The organism is Rhodococcus sp. PvP016 (genome assembly GCF_017832185.1).
Classification (GTDB): Bacteria; Actinomycetota; Actinomycetes; order Mycobacteriales; family Mycobacteriaceae; genus Rhodococcoides.
The window spans coordinates 3,678,154-3,698,125 of the sequence record NZ_JAFIBH010000001.1; the positions used below are offsets into that span (position 1 = coordinate 3,678,154).

The following is a 19,972-nucleotide window of genomic DNA, read 5'->3' on the forward strand; positions in this document are numbered from 1 at the left end:
GCGTCTTCCGGGGAGGAACATGACGACGTCCTCCCCACTCCGGGCCGCGGACGGCACCGACGAGTCGGCGTGGCGATCGACACGACGGTTCTTCGGGGGACGCGCCGGCCGCGCCACACTGGTGGGTCTGGCCGGGTCCGCGCTCATCACCTTCGGCGGCTTCGGCTCGGGTGCCGTACGCCGTCGTGACCCGCTGCTCGAGGCGATGCACCTGTCCTGGCTCCGCTTCGGGCACGGACTCGTGCTGTCCACCGTCATGGTCTGGATCGGCGTGCTGCTCATGATCGCCGCGTGGGTTCGACTCGGACGCGCCACTCTCGGTCACCGGACCACGGTGCGGCAGCTGCGCTGGGTGGTGCCGCTCTGGATCGCGCCACTCCTGCTCGCGGTCCCGATGTTCAGCCGGGACGCATACTCCTATCTCGCGCAGGGCGCCCTCCTCCGAGACGGGTTCGACCCGTACGCCGTCGGTCCCGTCGCCAATCCCGGTGTGCTGCTGGACAACGTGAGCAACGTCTGGACCACCACCACCGCGCCCTACGGCCCGCTGTTCCTCCTGCTGGGCGAAGGCATCACCTCGCTCACGGGCGACAACGTGATCGCCGGGACGATGCTGCTGCGCCTGACCATGCTGCCGGGGCTCGCGCTCACCATGTGGGCGGTCCCCCGCATCGCCCGACACTTCGGCGCGGATCCGGCCGTGGCTCTGTGGCTCGCCGTGCTCAATCCCCTGGTCCTGATCCACCTGATCGGCGGCGTCCACAACGAGATGCTCATGGTCGGTCTCATGACGGCCGGTATCGCTGCCGTCCTCGACCGGCACCACGTCGCCGGGATGGGGCTCGTCGCTGTCGCCGTGGCGATCAAGGCCACCGCAGGCATCGCGCTGCCCTTCCTGGTGTGGATCTGGATGCTCCACGAGCGCGACCGTCTCCGCACCGAGAACGAGGCGCGGGCCGAGCGTGGGGACCCGCCGCGACGTCAGCACGTCCTGCTGGTGTTCGCGAAGACCGCAGGTATCGGTTTCGCCGTGTTCGTCGCGGTGTTCGTCGTCTCGTCCCTGGTTGCCGGCGTCGGCATCGGTTGGCTGACGGCGTTGTCCGGCTCGGCGAAGATCATCAACTGGCTCTCGCTGCCGACCATCCTCGCTCACCTGGTCACGGTCTTCACCGGGTGGTTCACCGGCGCTCGGCTCGGCCCCGTGCTCGAGGTGACCAGGATGCTGTGCGCGGTGGCTCTGGCCGCGATCCTGGCCACGGCGTGGTGGCGATCGCGCCACTCGGAGCGCGGCGCCTTGCTGGGCATCCTCGTGTCGCTGGTGGCCATCGTGATCCTGTCCCCGGCCGCTCTCCCCTGGTACTACTCGTGGCCTCTCGCCGTCGCCGCGGGCCTCACCATGTCGGCGACCACTCTGACCGTGCTGGTGGGTCTCTCCGCCTGGCTGATGCTGGTGTTCCAGCCGGACGGGTCCATCGGCCTCTACACGTTCCCGCACGTCGTGCTGGCGACGTTCGCCGCAGTGGTCGCCGCACTGTCGCTCCGGACGGTCGATCCCCTCCGTCTGCGGGCCGTCACACACCCGGAGCACGAGAACACATTCGTCCCGGCGCCGCGCGCCCGCACCGAGACCACCCGCCCCGACCAGGCCGGCCAGGAGTTGACCGAGTGACCGATCTTCCCGAGGCCTACGCGCTGTGCCGGGACGTGGCGGCCGAACACGGCAAGACGTACTTCCTCGCCACCCGCCTGCTGCCGACCGACCGTCGGCCCGCGGTGCACGCGCTGTACGCGTTCGCGCGCATGGTCGACGACATCATCGACGTCGACATGATCGCCGAGCGCGGCGACGACACGGCGGTCGCACTCGACCTGGCGCTGCTCACCCGCATCGAGGAGCGACTGAACGAGGGTCTCGCCTCGACCACCGCCCCGCCGACGTCGGTTCCGCCCGGGTCCGACCGGCGCAACGAGCTGATCCTGGCGGCCCTGTTCGACACCGCACGTCGCTACGACATCCCGTCCGAGTACTTCACGGCCTTCATGACGTCGATGCTCATGGACGTGCCGCACTCGGCGATCTACAAGGATCGCTACGCCACCATGGACGAGTTGTCGACGTACATGTACGGCTCCGCCGCCGTGATCGGTCTGCAGATGCTCCCCATTCTTGGGACCGTGTGTCCGGTCGAGGAGGCCCGCCCGACGGCATCCGCTCTCGGCGAGGCCTTCCAGGTCACGAACTTCGTTCGCGACGCGGGCGAGGATCTCGCGCGCGACCGCATCTATCTGCCCGGCGACGTGCTCAGCGCCTACGGTGTCGACGAGGACCTGCTGTGGTGGTGCCGCCGTACGGACTCCGTCGATCCGCGGGTCCGCCGCGCTCTGGCCGACATCATCGCCACCACCCGCGCGCTCTACCGCACCGCCGAGCCCGGCATCGCTCTGCTGGAACCGCGGGCACGCGAGGGTATCCGGGTAGCGTTCGCGCTGTACCAGGACATCCTCGAGGCCGTGGAGAACGACGGGTACCGGTCGTTGTCCGTGCGCTCTCGCGTCGGCACTCCTCGGCGCGCTCGCGTCGCCGCGACGGCAGCCGGTCGAGGTCTTCTCGTCCGAGCAGGGGAACGGCTCCCGCGGCCAGGGTCACGCGCCGCCTGATCCGATCGAGCGCTAGAAGGCCATGGCCTGGGCGCGGCGGATGATCTCGCGGGCGTGGTCGCCGCGCAGCACGTCGGCCGGCATGCCCGGCAGACTGTCGTCCGGGGTGAAGAGCCACCGCAGAATGGACGGGTGGTTGTAACCGCCGTCGAGCAGAACCGCGATCGCACCGGCGAGGTACTTGATCGGCTCGCCGTCCTCGCCGACGAACTTCGCGGGGATCGAGACCACTCGATCGCGGCGCACCGCGATCAGCTTGTGCTCACGCACCATCTGGTAGAGCTTGGTCACGGGGACGCCCATGATCTCGGCGGCGTCGGGAATCGCGATCACGGCCTCGTCGGCAGGCAGGACGTCGTCGCAGTAGGGAATGGCACTCACGCGGTCAAAGGTAGTCACGGCCCGCCGCCAGGACAATTCGCCGGCGCACACCTCCCGCGCCGTGTTCCCGCACACGTGACTGCTACCTCATCCGTCACACTGGCTACCATCGGATGATCGGCATCGTTCGATGCGAGAACACGACAGGAGAGTGGACGCAGGTGACAACGTCAGGTCCGTCGCTGCTCGGCGCGCTGCTGGACCGTCGTTACCGCGTCGACGCGCCGATCGCCCGCGGCGGTATGTCCACGGTCTACCGGGGTCTGGACCTGCGCCTGGACCGGCCCGTGGCCATCAAGATCATGGATCCCCAGTTCGCCGCCGACCCCGAGTTCGTGCGGCGCTTCGAGTTCGAGGCGCGCGCGGTCGCCAGGCTCAGCCATCCGGGTCTGGTCGCCGTCCACGATCACGGTCGCGACGGTCAGCACGCCTTCCTGGTCATGGAACTGGTCGAGGGCGGCACGCTGCGCGAGCTGCTCCGCGAACGTGGCCCCATGCCCCCGCACGCCGTCGCCGCCGTTCTCCAACCCGTGCTCGACGGACTCGCGGTCGCGCACCGCGGTGGCCTCGTGCACCGCGACGTCAAACCGGAGAACGTGCTGATCTCCGACGCGGGCGAGGTCAAGATCGCCGACTTCGGTCTGGTGCGCGCCGTGGCCGCGTCGACGACGACGTCCAACAGCGTCATCCTCGGCACTGCCGCCTACCTCTCCCCCGAGCAGGTGACCACCGGATCGGCCGACGCGCGCAGCGACGTGTACTCGGCGGGCATCCTGCTCTTCGAACTGCTGACCGGACGCACGCCGTTCCAGGGAGACACCTCCCTCTCGATCGCCTACCAGCGCATCGAGAACGACGTTCCGCCGCCGAGCTCGGTGATCGCAGGGGTGCCGCCCCACTTCGACGCACTGGTGCGCGACGCGACGGCGCGGCGTCCCGAGGAGCGGTTCCGCGACGCCGGCACCATGGGTGACGCGGTGCGCTCGGTCACCAGGACCCTCGCTCTGCCCCACTACCGGGTGCCGTCCCCGTCACGGTCGGCCGAGCATCTGAGTGCCGAGACGCTGAACGCTCCGCGCCCTTACGCTCCGCAGGCTCCGCGTACTCCGGAGACGGAGATCGTGTCGGTCCCCGCGGACGACTTCTCCGCCGCGGCCGACCGCGGGCAGCCGTCCACCGGCGGTGTCCAGCACACGCGAATGGTGACCACCGCGACCCCCCGCGGCGCCGACGAACCGCGGTCCACCGCCGCCGAGCCGGTGGACCGGAAAGCCTTCGCGTTCCCGGACTTCGACGCGGACAAGCGCAGGTCGCGTCGGGTCGCCCTCACGTGGCTCGCGATCGTCGTGATCGTGGCGGTCCTGCTCGGCACCGTCGGCTGGTGGGCCGGGTCCGGCCGCTTCACCGCGGTGCCGGCCATCGACGGGCTCGACCGATCCACCGCCGTCTCCGCCATCGAGGCGGCCGATCTCTCGGCGACCGTCGAAGGCCGCTACACCGACAGCGATCCTGTGGACCGATTACTCGGAACCGATCCTCCCGCGGGGTCACGGATCGCCCGAGGCGAGACCGTGACCCTTCTCGTTTCTCAGGGCAGGCCCACCGTTCCGGCTCTCGGGAACGCCGACTCGACCACGGTGGAGGCGGCACTGCGGGAGCGCACGTTCGTCCCCGTGGACGGCGGTGACGCCTTCAGCAGCGCCGCGCCCATCGGTGCGGTCGCCGCACTCGACCCCGCGCCCGGGACCGTTCTGCCGGTGGGCAGCGAGGTCCGGGTGGTGACCAGCAAGGGCGCTCCCCCCGTCGACGTTCCCGACGTCCGGGGCGAGACCGAGCAGCAGGCGCGCGCAGAACTCGATCGGGTCGGCATCACCGTGGCGACGGTGGACTCCGTCTTCGACGAGGACGTCGACGGTGGCCGCGTCATCGGGACCGACCCGGCGAGCGGCACGTCCGTGACCGCGGGATCGACCGTCACGCTGCGGGTGTCGACGGCCGTGGAGGTGCCCTCGATGCTCGGACGCACCGTCGGCTCGGCACGGTCGGAACTCGAACGGCTGGGGCTCACCGTGGTGGTGCGCCAGGTCGCGCAGACGGATCGCTCGCTCGTCATAGCCCAGTCGCCCGGTCAGGGCGACCGAGTGCAGAAGGGCAGCACGGTCACTCTGACCGCGCTGCCCTGAGTTCCAATCCCCGCGAGTACGTCCATATCGTCGTGCCGTTGGCGTGTCGCACGACGATACGGACGTACTCGCCCACTGTGGCGGTTGTCAGCCGCGCAACATCTCTGCGACGAGGAAGGCCAGCTCGAGGGACTGCTGCGTGTTCAGTCGCGGGTCGCAGGCCGTCTCGTACCGTCCGGACAGATCGAGATCCGAGATGTCCTGGGCGCCGCCGAGGCACTCGGTGACGTTCTCACCGGTGAGCTCGACATGGATGCCACCCGGATGGGTCCCGAGCTCGTTGTGCACCTCGAAGAAGCCCTGGACCTCGTCGACGATGCGGTCGAAGTGGCGCGTCTTGTAGCCGGTGGACGCCTCGTGCGTGTTGCCGTGCATGGGGTCGCACTGCCAGATGACCTGGTGACCCGTGGCCTGGACCTTCTCGATGATGGGCGGCAGCAGGTCCCGGACCTTGCCGTTGCCCATGCGCGAGATCAGCGTCAGCCGGCCGGGCTTGTTGGTCGGGTCGAGCCGCTCGACGTACTCGACGGCCATCTCGGGCGTCGTGCTGGGACCGATCTTCAGTCCGATGGGGTTGGAGACCAGCTCGGCGAACGCGATGTGCGCGCCGTCCAGCTGCCGCGTGCGGTCACCGATCCACAGGAAGTGTGCCGACAGGTCGTAGAGCTTGGCGTGCTCGTCGTCGTTGTCCAGACGCAGCATCGCGCGCTCGTAATCGAGCACGAGCGCCTCGTGAGAGGCGTAGATGGTGGCCTGGTGCAGGTTCGGATCCGTGACGCCGCACGCGTCCATGAACTTGAGACCGTTGTCGATCTCGGAGGCGAGCTGCTCGTACCGGGCACCGGCCGGCGAGTTCTGCACGAACTCGCGGTTCCAGTCGTGCACCTTGTGCAGGTCGGCCATGCCGGCGCCGGTGAGTGCGCGCACCAGGTTCATCGCGGCGCTGGCGTTGGCGTAGGCGCGGACCAGGCGCGACGGGTCGTGCTGGCGGACGGCGTCGTCGGCCACGAGGGAGTTGACCATGTCGCCGCGGTAGGACTTGAGGCCAAGGGCGTCCACGTCGGCGGAGCGCGGCTTGGCGTACTGGCCGGCGATGCGCGCGACCTTCACCACGGGCATCGACGCGCCGTAGGTGAGCACGACAGCCATCTGCAGCAGCGTGCGGATGTTGCCCTTGATGTGAGGCTCGGTGTTGTCGACGAAGGTCTCGGCGCAGTCGCCGCCCTGCAGCAGGAACGCCTCGCCGCGGGCGACGGAGGCGAGCTTCTCCGACAGCGCCTCGACCTCGCTGGCGACCGTGATGGGCGGCACGCTCTCGAGGACCTTGCGCATGGCCTCCGCCTGATCGGCGGGCCAGCTGGGCTGCTGCGCCGCCGGCTTGGCCAGCGCCACGTCGAGTTGCTCGCGCATCGACTCGGGCAGCGGGGGAAGCTCGGGCAAGCGTTCGATCGGAACGTCGACAGTCCAGTTCACGCGTACAGAGTAGTCGCCCGCTCCGACGGCCGGGACCAGCGGTGTGTCACTCCCGACCGGACCACGCTCTCGCGGCCTCGACGGCCCGGAACTTCGCCAGGTTGTGCCGGGCGTCGGCGAGCGCGTCGTGCGAGTCGTCCGGCACCGGCGGCAGCGCGGGCGACCCGTGCTCCTCCCAGTACTGCTTCAACTCCCGCGTGTACCGCGGCATGATCCGCGGAAGCGCCGTCATCGAGCCCCACAGCTGGCACAGCGCGACGTGGTCGTACGCCGCCACCCAGGCCCACATCTCGACGGTCGGTCCGACGGTGCCGTGCGGCGTCGACACGAACTCGAGGATGTCGTCGCGGATGCGGCTGCGTGAGCGCCACAGCGGCGACGAGAACGGCGGGAGCTTCGGCAGGACGTTGCGGCGAACCCAGGTGCCCGCGCGCTCGGGATCGAACTCCGTGGACACGGCGTAATATTCACGCCCGTCCTCCGCCACGATCCCGATGGACACCAGATCGATCGTGCGGCCGTCCTCGATGAACTCGCAGTCGTAGAAGTAACGCACGCCTGCGAGCCTAGGTCACCGAAAGGATCCACCCCGACCATGACGTGGACTCTGCCGTCCGCCCACCCCTACACCGGGCCGGGGGCGTCGCTGCCCCGACCGGTCGCCGTGATCGCGAAGGTCGCGGTGTGCGTCGGGCTCGTGGCGGGCATCGCGTTCAACGTGGTCGGTCTGCCCCCGCTGCGGGAGTGGGGCGCGATCTACCGGCTCGACCTCGACGTGTACCGCATCGGTGGCCGGGCTCTGCTCGACGGCGTGAACCTCTACGGAGTCCTGCCGCGCACCTCGGTGAACATCCCACTGCCGTTCACCTATCCGCCGATGGCCGCGGTGTCCTTCGCGCCGATGGCGGTCCTCCCGCTGCCGGCGGCCTCGCTGATCATGACGGCGATGACGATGATCCTGCTCGCCGTCACGGTGGCGGTGTGCCTGCGCTCTCTGGTGCACCTGTCGGCCCGGACGACGGCGTGGGTCACGGGCGGCATCACCGCGATCGCGTTCGCCCTCGAACCGGTGTGGTCCACGCTCGACTACGGGCAGATCAACGTCGTGTTGATGTGCCTCGTCGTCCTCGACGTCCTGCTGAAGCGCACCCCGTGGCCGCGCGGTCTGCTGATCGGCTTCGTCACCGCCATCAAGCTCACGCCGGCGGTGTTCGTCCTCTACTTCCTGCTGCGCAAGCAGTACCGCGCGGCAGTGGTCACCGGACTGTCGTTCCTCGGGTTCACGGCACTCGGATTCGTCGCGACGTTCCGCGACTCGGTGCAGTACTGGACCGAGGTGCTGCTCGACTCCGACCGCATCGGCGGGCCGGGGTACATCTCGAACCAGTCCCTCACCGGGATGCTCGCACGGTTGGGTCTCGCGGACGGCCCGCGGACCATCGTCTGGATCCTGTGCAGCGCCGTCGTGGGCCTGGTGGCCCTCGTCGCGATGCGGCGCGCTCTGGCGGTACACGAGTACCTGCTGGCACTGTGCGTCAACGCCGCTCTGGGGCTGCTGGTCTCGCCGGTGTCGTGGTCGCATCACTGGGTGTGGACGGTGCCGATGCTGATGGTCCTGGTGCACGTCGGCGTGACGCGGCGCGCCCCCGCACTGGTGGCCCTCGCCGTGGTCGGCGCGGTGCTGCTGCACTATCCGTCGCACTGGCGGCTCGCGCCCGGACGCTGGAACGGGCTGGGCTGGCCCCTGTGGGACCAGATCCAGGCCTCGTCCTACGTGTGGTGGGGACTGGTGTTCGTGATCGCGGTGGCGGCGGTGCCGCTCCGCGATCGACGCAGTCCTGGAATCACCGCCGAGGCGGTCTGACTCAGCCCGCGCGGGTGTCGGGGATGCGCGCGGCCTCGGTGGACGGAGCCGGATCCACCACGGGGGTGGGCGTCTTCTTCATACTCGCCGCGTACACGTCGACGTACTGCTGACCACTGAGCTTCATCAGCTCGTACATCACCTCGTCGGTGACGGCGCGCTCGACGAACCGGTTTCCGGCCATGCCCTCGTACCGCGAGAAGTCCAGTGGCTTACCGAATTTCACGCCGAGCTTGGTGGGGCGCGGAATCCGTGAGCCGATGGGGTTCATCTTCGCGGTGCCGATCATCGCGACCGGAATCACCGGTACGCCGCTCTCGAGAGCCAGACGCGCCATGCCCGTCTTGCCCTTGTAGAGCCGATCGTCCGGCGAGCGCGTGCCCTCCGGGTAGATACCCAGCACCTTGTTCTTCGCCAGCACGCGCAGGCCCGCGTCGAGCGCGTCCTGCGCGGCGGAAGCACCGGTGCGATCGATCGGGACCTGTCCCGCCGACGAGAAGAACCACTTCTGGAAGCGGCCCTTGAGGCCCTTGCCGGTGAAGTACTCACTCTTCGCGAGGAACGTGATGCGACGCGGTACGACCAGGCACGCGTAGAACGAGTCGAACACCGCCTGGTGGTTGCTCGCGAGAATCACCGGCCCGTCGTCGGGGATGTTCTCCAGACCCTCCACGCGAGGACGGCCCATCACCTGCAACACCGGCCCGAGAAGGACGTACTTGAATATCCAGTACCACATGCCCGACATGCCTTTCTCGAAGTACCCGCGACCCGCACCGCGATGCCCGCGGCCCGCTCGGACATCTCGTGGGCGTAACTGTACCGGGGCTTTATGACACCAGCCACAGTTCGAGCATCAGCTCGGACACATCTCACACCGCCGTCATCACCCGGCCATCATCCGGACACGAACCCGTCCGCCGAGCCGGTCAGGCGCGTGCCGCGCCCACCTCGACGCGCGCGAGTTCGGCCGCGCCGATCATGCCCGCGGCCTCCCCCAACTGGGTTCCGCGTATCCGGGCGAGGGGCCGGTGGCCGGCGCCCGTGATCTGCGCGGCGTAGTGCTCGCGGGCGGTGTCGAGGAACAGCGCGGACGACGTGGCGACGCCGCCGGCGATGACCATGCGGTCGGGGTCGTAGACGTCGGACACCAGCGCCAGTCCGATGCCGAGCCACCGTGCGAACTCGGACATCGTCTCGATGGCCACCAGGTCACCGTCCTGCGCGGCGTTGGCGATGCGTCGACCGGTGAGGGATCCGGGGTCGAGGAAGGCCTCGCGCGCGAGCACCGTCGATCCCCGAGGGTTGGCGGCGAGGAGTTCGATCGCCGTGTCCACCAACGCGGTACCGCTGCAGTAGCGCTCCCAGCAGCCGCGCTTGCCGCACGCGCACTGACGTCCGTCCGGAACCACCTGGAGATGGCCGAGTTCCGGCGCGATGCCGTAGCTGCCGCGGTAGAGCTTGCCGTCGATGAGCAGCGCGGCGCCGATGCCGGTGCCGATCGCGATCATGACCACGTTCCCGCCGCCCGCGGCCGCACCGAAGCGGTGTTCCGCCCAGGCGGCGGCGTTGGCGTCGTGCTCGAGGATGACCGGGATGCCGAGGCGTTCCGTCATCTCTCGTGCGACCGGGCGGTTGACCCACGGCAGGTGCGGGGCGAAGCGCACGACGGTGCGGTCGGAGTTGATGAACCCGGCGACCGCGAGACCGACGGCCGCGATGTCGTGGCGGCTCGCGAGTTCGCGCACGGCCCGGTCGATGCCGTTCTCGAGTGCGCGGGAGGACTGCGGCGTGGGCGCCTGGGTGGAGTCGAGCACCTGTCCGTCGACGTCGACCACCGACGCGCGGATGCTGGTGCCGCCCACGTCGATGCCGATGGTCAGAGGCCGGCTGGACCGGGACTGGGCGCTCACGTCTGCGGCATCCTCACGTGGTGGCGGGCGACCGGTGTCACCGGTCGCGATCGGGTCTGCGTGCCGGGTCGGGTTCACGCGTCCTGGTCACCGTAATCGGCTGGTAGCTCGCGGGGCGAACGACGGGTGGCGCAGCGCCCTCCGGCGCGTCGGCTCGTTCCGCGGCGCCGGGCGTGTGTCGCCCCGAACCGTGGGTCTGCAGGAAGTCCCGGAGCACCTCGATCAGACCGTCCATCTCGCCGGTGACCAGCGTCAGCAGATCGTGACGTTCCCCGCGCAGGGCGGCGGCCAGAGCGCAGAACGGGCACCAGGAGCAGCCCTGCCACTCGGGCGCGTCCTCGGTGTCGAGACGGCGCAGCACCGGCTCGACCCGGTCGATGAGCAACTCGGCCAGCACCCGGAGCTCGGCCGCCAGGTCCCGCCGGCCCTCATCCATCGCCGGACTCCCCCGGTGCGTCCGCCTTCTGCAGGTTCTCCGGCCACAGCGCCGGGTCGGGGGCGAAAGTCACGGACAGCACGCCGTCGTCGACGCCGGCGCCGGTGACCACGCACCGACGCAGCACCGACGCCAACCGCAGTCGTCGCCGACTGCCCTGCGCACTCACGATCACGTCGTCCTCCACCCGACCCACCGCCACCGAGTCCGTGTCGACGAACGGCAGCGGGACGTCCATCACGTACACCGAGTCCAGGCCCTGCCCGGACTCGTGCCGCACCCGCGGCGACAGCGCGGGCAGCGCGCCGCCGTGTCCGGCCGCCACCTGCCCGTTCAGGTCGGCCGCGACGGCCCCCAGAGCAGTCGACCCTACCGGCTCGGTGGGCTGGGCCGACACGACGTCGATGCGGAGGTCGCCCACCGCGCCGCGGAACTCCTCCAGCGCCGCGCGGTGCTCCGCATGCGCCCGGTCCATCCAGAACACGCCGGGATGCGTGCCCAGCACGGACGACGGCGCTCCGGCCCCGAGGTCCGGGATCACCCCCGCGGCCACCACACGTTCGACGCGGACGCCGTGGAAACTGGTGACGGCCAACAGCTCTCGCGCCGTCGCGAAGGACCGCGCGGTCGGACGCGAGACGACGACGGCCGACGTCCTGCCCTCGTCCCCGAGCACGGCCGTGACCGACGTCGCCGCCGCCACGACACGATCGACGAGCTCCACCAGGACGGCGGCACGGACGTCCTGACCCGTCGAGGCCACGACGCGGGCATGACGTGGCCAGATGCGTTCGACGTATCCCGCGACAGCTCCGGGGGTCGCGACGATCTCCCGCCAGGACGTCGGTCCGGGGCAGTCGACGATCACGTCGTCCCACTCGCCGCTGTCGGCGCAGCGCACCACCTCGAGCAGCGCGGTGAGCGGCTCGGCGCCCGGCAGCGACGTCAGCTCCTCGGGGTCCGGCAGCGTCGGACCGGCGCCGTGATCATGACGTCCGGCCATGGCCAGAGCCGTGGTCAGCAGGCGGTACTGCGATTCGAGAACGGCCAACGGGTCGATACGCCGCACGTCGAGTGCGACGTCCGACACCAGGTCCGACGGATCCGCGCCGTCGATGGACGCGAGGAGCACACGCCTACCGGCGCGGTGCGCATCGACGGCCAGGGCAGCGGCGACGGTGGACTTGCCCGCACCGCCGGCTCCGACGACGAATGTGATCCGCGCGGCGGTCTCGGAAACGCGATCGCTCAGCCTTCGACTCGCTTCTTCAATTCCTTCAACGCGGTGTCGGTGATGACCTTCTCCGCCTTGCGCTTGAACAGGCCGATCATGGGAATGGCGAGATCGACCGTCAGTTCATAGGTCACCTCGGTGCTTCCGGCACCTTTCTCGGTGAGCACGTAGGAACCGACCTGGGACTTCTGCATCTCCCCCGCGACAAGCGTCCACGAGACCGCGGTGCCGTCGGGCCGCCAGTCGTACTCGAGCTCGTAGGTGTCCTTGACCATGCCCGCGTCGAGCACGAACCGGACCCGACGAGCCCGGCCCGACTCCCCCTCCTCGAGGACCTCGACCGACTTGGCCGCGGTGACCCATTCCGGATACCTGGGGAAATCGGCGATGACCGCCATCACCTCGTCCGGCGCCGCTCCGACGACGATCGATTTCGTGGTCTTGTCTGCCATGGAACTCGTTCCCTCCGCGCCGCGTGCCGTCACCTGATCGGCGTCCGTGTACCCACATGATCGACCGTCCGGTGGCACCGCCCGAACGGCGGGGTCGGTTCCTGTCGCCGCGAGTACCCGTGGGTCAGGACCCGAGCCCCGGGACCGGCGGTTCTCCCGCCGCCCGCCCGGCCTCGAGAAGGGCCTTGATCTCGAACGACATCTGCTTGGCCAGCACCCGTCGGCGGTGGGTGGACGGGACCTGTGCTCCGTCGGCCGGCTCCGCGTGCAGGAAGTAGTGGAGCACGACGCCGTCCAGCATCGGCTCGAGCCACACCTCCATGGTGCCGCGGAGCTGTCCTGCGACGACCCAGCGGACACCCTTCTCGGCCCGGTCCTCCTGGACCGTGACGGTGAGACCGGGGAACCAGGCCCGCCATCGACGGGTGTCCGACACGAGCGCCGCGACGTCCTCGGCCCGCGCTGCGACGAACGTCTGGTCGGCGACCTGCACACTGCTCATGCGGACCAGAATCCCACGTGCCCTCGCCGACGGCGTCGACGACCTCGGTCGACGAGCACGTGCCGGTGACATCCGGGGAATGGACAGGATTACTGTGAAGCCTCGTCCGAAACCGCTACGACATCGGAGGAATCCGTGCGCGAGTTCACCGTCCCGGCACCATTCACCATCGAGGACGACGCGTCGGTGGTCGACGCCGTGTTCGCGCACGAGAAGACCCGGCCCGACGTCGTGGTGTACCGCCGCGCCACCCGCGACGGGTGGTCGGACGTCCGCGCAGCGGACTTCGCGGCTCAGGTTCGCGCAGTGGCCAAGGGGCTCATCGCCTCCGGTGTGAAGCAGGGCGACCGGGTCGCCCTCATGTCGTCGACCCGCTACGAGTGGCCCCTGCTCGACTACGCGATCTGGTCCGCCGGCGCCGTCACGGTTCCGGTGTACGAGACGTCGTCGTCGGACCAGGTGCGGTGGATCCTCGAGAACTCGGGTGCCGCCGCGATGATCGCCGAGACGGTGGCCCACACGAACATCCTCACCGACATCCTTCCCGTGCTGCCGGGTGTCGCGACGGTCCTGCAGATCGACGCCTCGGCCGGGCGACCCGGCGCCATCGACGTCCTCACCGACGCCGGCGCCCAGATCACCGACGCCACGGTGGCCGACCGCGTCGCGGCGCTGCGCTCCTCGGACCCGGCGACACTCGTCTTCACCTCCGGCACCACGGGACGGCCGAAGGGCTGCGTGCTCACGCACTCCAACCTGATCGCCGAGTCCCGCGGTATCGCCGCCAGTTCCATCGGCCGCATGCTCACCGAGGGACGCACCACCCTCATGTTCCTGCCGATGGCTCACGTGCTGGCACGTGCGGTGTCCATCGCAGCCTTCGACCAGGGCGCGACACTCGGGCACACGCACGACATCCCGCACCTCGTCGACAACTTCGGCTCGTTCCGACCGCACTTCATCCTCAGCGTCCCGCGTGTGTTCGAGAAGGTCTACAACAGCGCGCGTCAGAAGGCTCACGGCGACGGCAAGGGCAAGATCTTCGACGCGGCCGCCGACACCGCGGTCTCCTACAGCAAGGCGCGGGACACCGGTGGTCCGTCGATCGTGCTGCGCGCCAAGCACGCTCTGTTCGACCGTCTCGTCTACGGCAAGCTTCGCGCTGCGCTCGGTGGGCAGTGCGAACTCGCCATCTCGGGCGGCGCCCCGCTGGGTGAGCGCCTCGCGCACTTCTACCGCGGCATCGGTGTGACGATCTACGAGGGCTACGGCCTGACCGAGACCACGGCCGCGGCAGCGGTGAACACGCCCGACGAACAGCGCATCGGCACCGTCGGAAAGCCGTTGCCGGGCAACGCCGTCCGCATCGCCGACGACGGTGAGATCCTGCTGAAGGGCGGCGTGGTCTTCGAGGGCTACTGGAAGAACGACGACGCCACCGCCGAGGCGCTGACCGACGGGTGGTTCCACACCGGCGATCTCGGCGCCGTGGACGAGGACGGCTTCATCGCCATCACCGGCCGCAAGAAGGAGATCATCGTGACCGCGGGCGGCAAGAACGTCTCCCCCGCCGGTCTCGAGGACTCGCTGCGGGCCAGCGCGCTCATCGGTCAGGCCATGGTCGTGGGTGACCAGAAGCCGTACATCGGCGCGCTCATCACCATCGACCCGGACGCCTTTCCGGGTTGGAAGCAGCGCAACGGCAAGGACGAGGGCGCCAGCGTCGCCGATCTGACGAAGGATCCCGACCTCGTCGCGGAGATCGACGCCGCCGTGGCCGAGGCCAACAAGACCGTCTCGCACGCGGAGTCCATCAAGAAGTACCGGATCCTGCCGGCGGACTTCACCGAGGAGGGCGGCGAGCTGACCCCGACGATGAAGCTCAAGCGCGCCGTGGTCCAGAGGTCCTACGCGAGCGACATCGAGGCCATCTACAGCAAGTGAGCCAGTCGGGCGGCGAGGTCGTCCCACCGCCACTCGGTGGAGACGAACTCGCGTCCCGCGGCCCCCATCGCCGCGGCGCGGTCACGATCGGACAGTACGTCCACGACGGCGCGCCGGACGTCGTCGACCGAGGTGCCGTCGACGGTGGTGCCCGTGACGCCCTCGACGACGGTCTCCGGCGCTCCACCCGACCGGCCCGCGACCACCGGCACGCCGGACGCGGACGCCTCGAGGAACACGATGCCGAGGCCCTCGACGTCCAGACCCGCACCGCGGGTGCGACACGGCATGGCGAACACGTCGGCGAGGGTGTGGTGTGCCGCCAGTTCCTCGGCCGGCACCGACCCCGTGAAGACGACGTGATCCGCCACTCCGCACGACTGCGCCAGAGCCCGCAGGGTGTCGCCGTACGGACCACCGCCGACGACGACCAACACGGCTCCGTCGATCTCCGCACGAATTCCCGGTAGCGCCCTGATCAGCATGTCCTGTCCCTTGCGCGGCACCAACCGTGACAGACACAGGACGGTCGGCCGATCCCCCAGGCCGTAGCGCGCGCGCAGCGTCTCCCGTGCCGACGCGTCGGGCGCGAACACGGTCGAGTCGACCCCCGGCGGTACGTGTTCGAGGGCCGCGTCCGCCCCGAAGGCAGCGGCGAATCGGCCACGCGTGTAGCGGCTGACGAACGTGACGACGTCCGTCGTCGAGCCGATGCGACCGAGCACCTGCCGCGCTGCCGGCAACATCGACCAGCCCACCTCGTGACCGTGGGTGGAGGCCACGACGTGCTCGGCTCCGGCACGGCGCAGGTGAGGCCCGAGCACGGCGAGCGGAGCAGCGGCCCCGAACCACACCGTGTCGCACTGTCGGTCGGACACCAGCCCGGCCGCCCGCCGGGCGACGGCGGGCGTCGGAAGCATCAACGTCGTGGGGTGCCGCACCACCTCGAAGGGTTGCTCCGCGTCGAACCGCACGTGGGAGTCGCCACGCCACCGCGGTGCGTAGACCACCAGCTCGTCGGCGGGCAACAGCTGGGCGAAGGTGTGCAGATACGACTGGATGCCGCCGCGCCGCGGAGGAAAGTCATTGGTCACCAGCAGCGTTCGACGCATGGGACCACCGTAGACGGATGCCGCTGTCAGCTCTGCCCGGCGGCCTGTTCCGCCACCCACTGCCCCCACTGCGCGAGGAAGTCGACGGTGCCGAAGCCCAGCGTGGCCGAGAAGACCGAGTCGGTGACGGTGGGATCGGTCGGTCCCGCCGCGAAACGGTCGTACAGCTGCCGGAGCACCGGCTCCCCGAACCGGTCGGCGACGAACGAGGCCACCGACCAGGCGGACTCGTAGGCGATCGATCCGCGACTGCCACCCGCGGCGAAGTCCGAGTCCTCCGGAAGGACCCTGGGCGGTCCCGCCGCGCGGACCACGGCCGCGAGGGTGGGCGCGATCTCCTCGAAGGACAGTCCCGAGCCTCGATAGCCCGAGTAGTCGGCGAAACCCTCGAGCATCCACAGGGGCGCGTCCTCGCCGGTGACCGCTCGCATGGCCACGTGGGTCAACTCGTGGCGCAGCACGGTGCGGCGGGTCGAGTCGGTGAGCCGGTCCGGTGCAGTCGGGCCGAAGACGATGCGCTGGCCGGTGACCAGGCCCCCGCGAACCGGATCCGCGATGGTCGAGGCCGCGACGTCGGTGGACGTGAAACCGTTTGCTGCACTGATGAACTCGGCATCGGAACCGGTGACCGTCAGGACGGCACGGCGCGACCATCCGAGCCCGGCGAACTCGGTCACGGCCGCCACCGCGGAGGGCAACTCCGCGGCGAGGTCGTCGATGAAGGCGCGCTGCGCCTCGTGACCCACGACGAGTGACGTGGTCGACCCGGTGGCGACTCGCTCCGTGACCACCGGCCCGAAGTCCCACGGGCCACGCCACGTGGTGCGCCCGTACTGCGGCAGGTCTGCATCGGAGACCAGACGCCACGTGTCGCCGCGACGGGCGACGACGAGCGCGATGTCGCGACTCGTGGAACCGATGTCGGCGTCGGCCCAGGCATAGCGCAGTGCGACGTTCGGCGCCCACACCTCGGTGGCCGCGAGTGCGTCAGCCCGATCGACCGGCACCGGCGTCTCCGGACCCGGAGTGATCTCGTAGCCGAAGTCGGACAGCGGCAGACCGCGCAGCGCCTGCGCGCGGGCGATCTCACGGTCGGCGAATCCCGGGTCCGCGCCGGAGTCGATCAACTCGCGCAGCGCGGCCTCGTCGTCGGAGCGGAGTGCAGCCGTCCAGGAGTCGAGCAGTGCCGTGACACCGACAGTGCGGGCGTCCGGGCCCACGGTCGTCGTGGGCACTCCCGACACGCCGTCGTCCGGTGTGGACGGCGAACACGCCACCAGCACGGAGAGCACCAGGGCCAGCGCCGCCAGGGCGCGGACCGTCAGTAGCGGCGAGCGCCGTAGAAGGGCCACGAAGCCATCGACTCGACACGAACGGGGACACCGAAGGTCGATGCGTGGACCACGTTGCCGTTACCGGCGTAGAGACCCACGTGCGATGCGTCGGGATAGAACAGGACCACGTCGCCGGGCTGGAGGTTCGCCTTGTCGACGGGGGTGCCGCCGGCGGCCTGCGCCTGGCTCGACCGCGGGAGAGTCTTGCCGATCTGCTTGTAGGCCCACACCACGAGCCCCGAGCAGTCGTACCCGTCCGGGCCGGTCGCACCCCACACGTACGGCTTGCCGATCTGCGTGAAGGCGGCCGACAGCGCTCCGGCCTGCGAGCCCGGCGGAAGCGCGCCGAGGATGGCGGCGGGATCGAAGCCCGGCGGGAACGCGGCGCCGGCCAACCCCTGCTTCTCCGTGTCGGACAGCGAACCGAACGCGGCGACGACATCGGCGATCTCGCTCTGCAGGCGGCTCTGCTTGCCCTGCAGGTCGTCGCTGACCGCTTTGGCCTGCTCCGTGGCCACCCGGGCCGCGTCGGCGGACTGCTGTGACGCCGCCTCGGCTGCCGCTGCGGCGTCGCCGGCCTCCCGGAAGGTGCCGACGGTGGCGGCCGCGTCCGTGGAGATGATGTCGAGAGCGGACATCTGATCGAGCAATTGCTGCGGGGAATCGCTGACCATGACCGCGAAGAGCCGGTTCGTGCGAGCGCCCTGGTAGTTGGCTCGGGCGATCTTGTCGACGGCGGGCCGCACCGTGTCGATCTGCGCCGTGGCCGCGTCGAGGGCGGCACGGTCGGCGTCGTGCCGAGCGTCCGCCTCCTGCTGGGCGGCGAGCTTCGCGTCGAGCTCGATCTGGGCGTTGTGCATCGCCTCGGTGGTCTGCTCGGACTCGCGGGAGAGATCGGTGAGCTTCGTGACCGCCTCGGAGGCGGACGCGCCGGGAACCGGGTCGGCGCCGGCGGGACCGGCGGGGAGCACGGCGATCGCCGCTGTCATCGCACTCGCGATCACCAGTCCACGCAGTCTCGTACGAGAAGTGGGACGAACGCGGGGGTGGACCGATGACGGCACGATGAACGGTTCTCCGATCTGGACGAGTCCGGGTCGCTCGGCGGCGCGATGCTGGCCGAGGACGTCACGGAAAGATTACGACGCGAACGATGATTCTGTCCACGAAGCCCGAGAACCCGTCGAAAACAGCGGGTTCACCGACTGACGCCGCACGGAACCGACCGGGTGATCGGTTTCGTGCGGCGTCAGGGTGTCTGGCGTGGGTGTCGCTGCGTCAGGCGTAGCGACGCGCGCCGTCGAAGGGCATCGACGACAACGGAGCGATCTTGACGGGCTGGCTCTCGGTCGACGCGTGGACGACGTTGCCGTTGCCCACGTACATGCCGGAATGCGAGCCGCCGTAGAAGGACACTACGTCGCCGGGCTTCAGGTCCGCCTGCGAGACGGGTACGCCGGCCGCGGCCTGGTCGTAGCTCGTGCGGGGAAGCTCGATACCGGCCTGCTGGTACGCCCACTTCATGAGGCCGGAGCAGTCGAACGCACTGGGGCCTGCGGCTCCGTAGACGTACGGCGCGCCGACCTTGCTCTCGGCTGCCTGCACGGCGACCTGCGCGGCGCTGGACTGCGGTGCGGCCGGGCCGGGAAGCGCGGGGACCTGCGGCATGGGGGGAAGCTGGCTCAGAATCTGGTCCGGGACCTCGAAGGTACCGATACCGGGGATCTCCACCGGTGCCGCGAACGCGGGGGCGGCGGGGATGGCGACAGCGCCTGCGGTGAGCGCGCCGGCGACAAGAACGTTGCGGACCGGCCGCGAGGCAGTGCTGGGTTTACGGTGTTTCGCCACGAAAAGATGTGCTCCGTTTCTTCCTGATATCCGCCGACCGAGTTAGCTGACGGGTTCGGGCTGGGAAGATCAGCCCTACCCGACGAGTCGCTGGTGCGACTACGACGGGATTCACCCCGGTGTAACGGTGGGTTCCCGGTACGACCACCCGGAAGAGGTGGCCGATTAGGCGGTGACTCTGCGGCGCAGTCCCTGGTGGCTCTGCTCGACTCCGCAATGTCTCGGAAAGATTACGAAACGGCATCCCCGATGTCGAGCCCAGCCCACTCGTGTCGCGAAACGATCACGGTCCGACTCACCCCGCGGCGTGCTCCGGCCCCGCGGCGGGTCGGTCGTGGCCGGTCTCCTGCGGTGTCGGAATTTCTCTGCCGACCAACCGCAACCGGGGCACCAACCCGCTCTCCGCCAGAACGGCCATAGCCTCCTGTTCGTCCTGCTCGAGACGCATTCTGCGCGTGGCGAAGGGGGTGTCTCGCGGGCCGCCGGCCGACGCCGCGGGCATGCCCGGCACCCCCAGCAACACCGAGACGACACAGTCCGAACAGGCGTCCCCGCGCACGGTGCATTCGCCGCAATCGACAATCATGTGATCTCCGTCTCATTGTGGTTCACGGTCTCTCGCCGTGATGTTCAGCCCG

General features: G+C 69.7%; 19 protein-coding genes and 1 riboswitch. Of the genes, 5 read left to right on the top strand and 14 right to left on the bottom strand.

Annotation, left to right across the window (positions count from 1 at the left end):
* Positions 1–19: 19 nt before the first annotated feature.
* Positions 20–1,669: an alpha-(1->6)-mannopyranosyltransferase A gene (locus JOE30_RS17125; protein ID WP_204868125.1), complete on the top strand. Its 1,650-nt coding sequence runs from the start codon at positions 20–22 to the stop codon at positions 1,667–1,669.
* Positions 1,666–2,658, top strand: a complete 993-nt coding sequence (locus JOE30_RS17130; protein WP_204868127.1) for a phytoene/squalene synthase family protein — start codon at positions 1,666–1,668, stop codon at positions 2,656–2,658. Before JOE30_RS17125 ends, JOE30_RS17130 begins: the two co-directional genes overlap by 4 nt.
* Before the next feature lie 12 nt (positions 2,659–2,670).
* On the opposite strand, the gene JOE30_RS17135 is transcribed toward JOE30_RS17130, so the two are convergent.
* Positions 2,671–3,039, bottom strand: coding sequence for an Rv2175c family DNA-binding protein (locus tag JOE30_RS17135; RefSeq protein WP_027505833.1), 369 nt, complete (start codon positions 3,037–3,039; stop codon positions 2,671–2,673).
* 161 nt (positions 3,040–3,200) lie between these two features.
* Here JOE30_RS17135 and pknB point away from each other — a divergent pair, with 161 nt between their 5' ends.
* Positions 3,201–5,222, top strand: a complete 2,022-nt coding sequence (gene pknB, locus JOE30_RS17140; protein WP_307806220.1) for a Stk1 family PASTA domain-containing Ser/Thr kinase — start codon at positions 3,201–3,203, stop codon at positions 5,220–5,222.
* An 87-nt stretch (positions 5,223–5,309) separates the two neighbouring features.
* Here pknB and JOE30_RS17145 read toward each other — a convergent pair whose 3' ends face one another.
* Positions 5,310–6,695 carry a class II 3-deoxy-7-phosphoheptulonate synthase gene (locus JOE30_RS17145; RefSeq protein ID WP_204868132.1) on the bottom strand — a complete coding sequence of 462 codons (1,386 nt, stop codon included), beginning with the start codon at positions 6,693–6,695 and terminating at the stop codon, positions 5,310–5,312.
* A 46-nt stretch (positions 6,696–6,741) separates the two neighbouring features.
* Positions 6,742–7,251, bottom strand: coding sequence for a polyadenylate-specific 3'-exoribonuclease AS (locus JOE30_RS17150; protein WP_204868134.1), 510 nt, complete (start codon positions 7,249–7,251; stop codon positions 6,742–6,744).
* Between the two features lie 39 nt (positions 7,252–7,290).
* On the opposite strand from JOE30_RS17150, the gene JOE30_RS17155 reads away from it, so the two are divergent.
* Positions 7,291–8,559, top strand: coding sequence for a glycosyltransferase 87 family protein (locus JOE30_RS17155; protein ID WP_204868136.1), 1,269 nt, complete (start codon positions 7,291–7,293; stop codon positions 8,557–8,559).
* A 1-nt stretch (position 8,560) separates the two neighbouring features.
* Here JOE30_RS17155 and JOE30_RS17160 read toward each other — a convergent pair whose 3' ends face one another.
* The 6 genes from JOE30_RS17160 to JOE30_RS17185 all read right to left on the bottom strand — a co-directional run bounded on the left by JOE30_RS17160 (position 8,561) and on the right by JOE30_RS17185 (position 13,096).
* Entirely contained in the window at positions 8,561–9,298 is a 738-nt protein-coding gene (locus JOE30_RS17160) for a 1-acyl-sn-glycerol-3-phosphate acyltransferase (protein ID WP_204870508.1), read from the bottom strand.
* Between the two features lie 190 nt (positions 9,299–9,488).
* A complete protein-coding gene (locus JOE30_RS17165; RefSeq protein ID WP_027505827.1) occupies positions 9,489–10,472 on the bottom strand; it encodes an ROK family protein in 984 nt (327 codons plus the stop codon).
* A gap of 37 nt (positions 10,473–10,509) precedes the next feature.
* A complete protein-coding gene (locus JOE30_RS17170) occupies positions 10,510–10,908 on the bottom strand; it encodes a hypothetical protein (protein WP_204868139.1) in 399 nt (132 codons plus the stop codon).
* A complete protein-coding gene (locus tag JOE30_RS17175) occupies positions 10,901–12,181 on the bottom strand; it encodes an ArsA-related P-loop ATPase (protein WP_307806310.1) in 1,281 nt (426 codons plus the stop codon). The genes JOE30_RS17170 and JOE30_RS17175 overlap by 8 nt, the downstream gene beginning before the upstream one ends.
* The gene (locus tag JOE30_RS17180) at positions 12,157–12,594 is read right to left on the bottom strand and encodes an SRPBCC family protein (RefSeq protein ID WP_204868143.1); all 438 of its coding nucleotides are present in this window, start codon (positions 12,592–12,594) and stop codon (positions 12,157–12,159) included. The genes JOE30_RS17175 and JOE30_RS17180 overlap by 25 nt, the downstream gene beginning before the upstream one ends.
* Positions 12,595–12,718: 124 nt before the next feature.
* The gene (locus JOE30_RS17185; protein ID WP_204868145.1) at positions 12,719–13,096 is read right to left on the bottom strand and encodes a polyketide cyclase / dehydrase and lipid transport; all 378 of its coding nucleotides are present in this window, start codon (positions 13,094–13,096) and stop codon (positions 12,719–12,721) included.
* A gap of 135 nt (positions 13,097–13,231) precedes the next feature.
* On the opposite strand from JOE30_RS17185, the gene JOE30_RS17190 reads away from it, so the two are divergent.
* Complete coding sequence (locus JOE30_RS17190; protein WP_204868147.1) at positions 13,232–15,040, top strand: long-chain fatty acid--CoA ligase; 1,809 nt, start codon at positions 13,232–13,234, stop codon at positions 15,038–15,040.
* Here the strand turns inward: JOE30_RS17190 and JOE30_RS17195 are convergent.
* The 5 genes from JOE30_RS17195 to JOE30_RS17215 form a co-directional block, all read right to left on the bottom strand.
* The gene (locus JOE30_RS17195; protein ID WP_204868149.1) at positions 15,028–16,152 is read right to left on the bottom strand and encodes a glycosyltransferase family 4 protein; all 1,125 of its coding nucleotides are present in this window, start codon (positions 16,150–16,152) and stop codon (positions 15,028–15,030) included. The two genes, JOE30_RS17190 and JOE30_RS17195, sit on opposite strands and share 13 nt — an antisense overlap.
* A 26-nt stretch (positions 16,153–16,178) precedes the next feature.
* Complete coding sequence (locus JOE30_RS17200) at positions 16,179–17,504, bottom strand: hypothetical protein (protein WP_204868151.1); 1,326 nt, start codon at positions 17,502–17,504, stop codon at positions 16,179–16,181.
* On the bottom strand, positions 17,474–18,475 hold the full coding sequence (locus JOE30_RS17205) for a C40 family peptidase (RefSeq protein WP_204868153.1): 1,002 nt from the start codon (positions 18,473–18,475) through the stop codon (positions 17,474–17,476). Before JOE30_RS17205 ends, JOE30_RS17200 begins: the two co-directional genes overlap by 31 nt.
* A 289-nt stretch (positions 18,476–18,764) precedes the next feature.
* Positions 18,765–19,334 carry a C40 family peptidase gene (locus JOE30_RS17210; protein WP_027505820.1) on the bottom strand — a complete coding sequence of 190 codons (570 nt, stop codon included), beginning with the start codon at positions 19,332–19,334 and terminating at the stop codon, positions 18,765–18,767.
* 16 nt (positions 19,335–19,350) lie between these two features.
* Positions 19,351–19,516, bottom strand: a riboswitch (cyclic di-AMP (ydaO/yuaA leader).
* A gap of 113 nt (positions 19,517–19,629) precedes the next feature.
* Entirely contained in the window at positions 19,630–19,920 is a 291-nt protein-coding gene (locus JOE30_RS17215; protein WP_239532401.1) for a hypothetical protein, read from the bottom strand.
* Positions 19,921–19,972: the final 52 nt, after the last annotated feature.

What these genes read in the sequence shown, in the direction of transcription:
- JOE30_RS17170 (WP_204868139.1), bottom strand. Translation starts at nt 10,908, where the DNA reads ATGGATGAGGGCCGGCGGGACCTGGCGGCCGAGCTCCGGGTGCTGGCC.
- JOE30_RS17155 (WP_204868136.1), top strand. Translation starts at nt 7,291, where the DNA reads ATGACGTGGACTCTGCCGTCCGCCCACCCCTACACCGGGCCGGGGGCG.
- JOE30_RS17185 (WP_204868145.1), bottom strand. Translation starts at nt 13,096, where the DNA reads ATGAGCAGTGTGCAGGTCGCCGACCAGACGTTCGTCGCAGCGCGGGCC.
- JOE30_RS17125 (WP_204868125.1), top strand. Translation starts at nt 20, where the DNA reads ATGACGACGTCCTCCCCACTCCGGGCCGCGGACGGCACCGACGAGTCG.
- JOE30_RS17195 (WP_204868149.1), bottom strand. Translation starts at nt 16,152, where the DNA reads ATGCGTCGAACGCTGCTGGTGACCAATGACTTTCCTCCGCGGCGCGGC.
- JOE30_RS17160 (WP_204870508.1), bottom strand. Translation starts at nt 9,298, where the DNA reads ATGTGGTACTGGATATTCAAGTACGTCCTTCTCGGGCCGGTGTTGCAG.
- JOE30_RS17205 (WP_204868153.1), bottom strand. Translation starts at nt 18,475, where the DNA reads ATGACAGCGGCGATCGCCGTGCTCCCCGCCGGTCCCGCCGGCGCCGAC.
- JOE30_RS17215 (WP_239532401.1), bottom strand. Translation starts at nt 19,920, where the DNA reads ATGATTGTCGATTGCGGCGAATGCACCGTGCGCGGGGACGCCTGTTCG.
- JOE30_RS17180 (WP_204868143.1), bottom strand. Translation starts at nt 12,594, where the DNA reads ATGGCAGACAAGACCACGAAATCGATCGTCGTCGGAGCGGCGCCGGAC.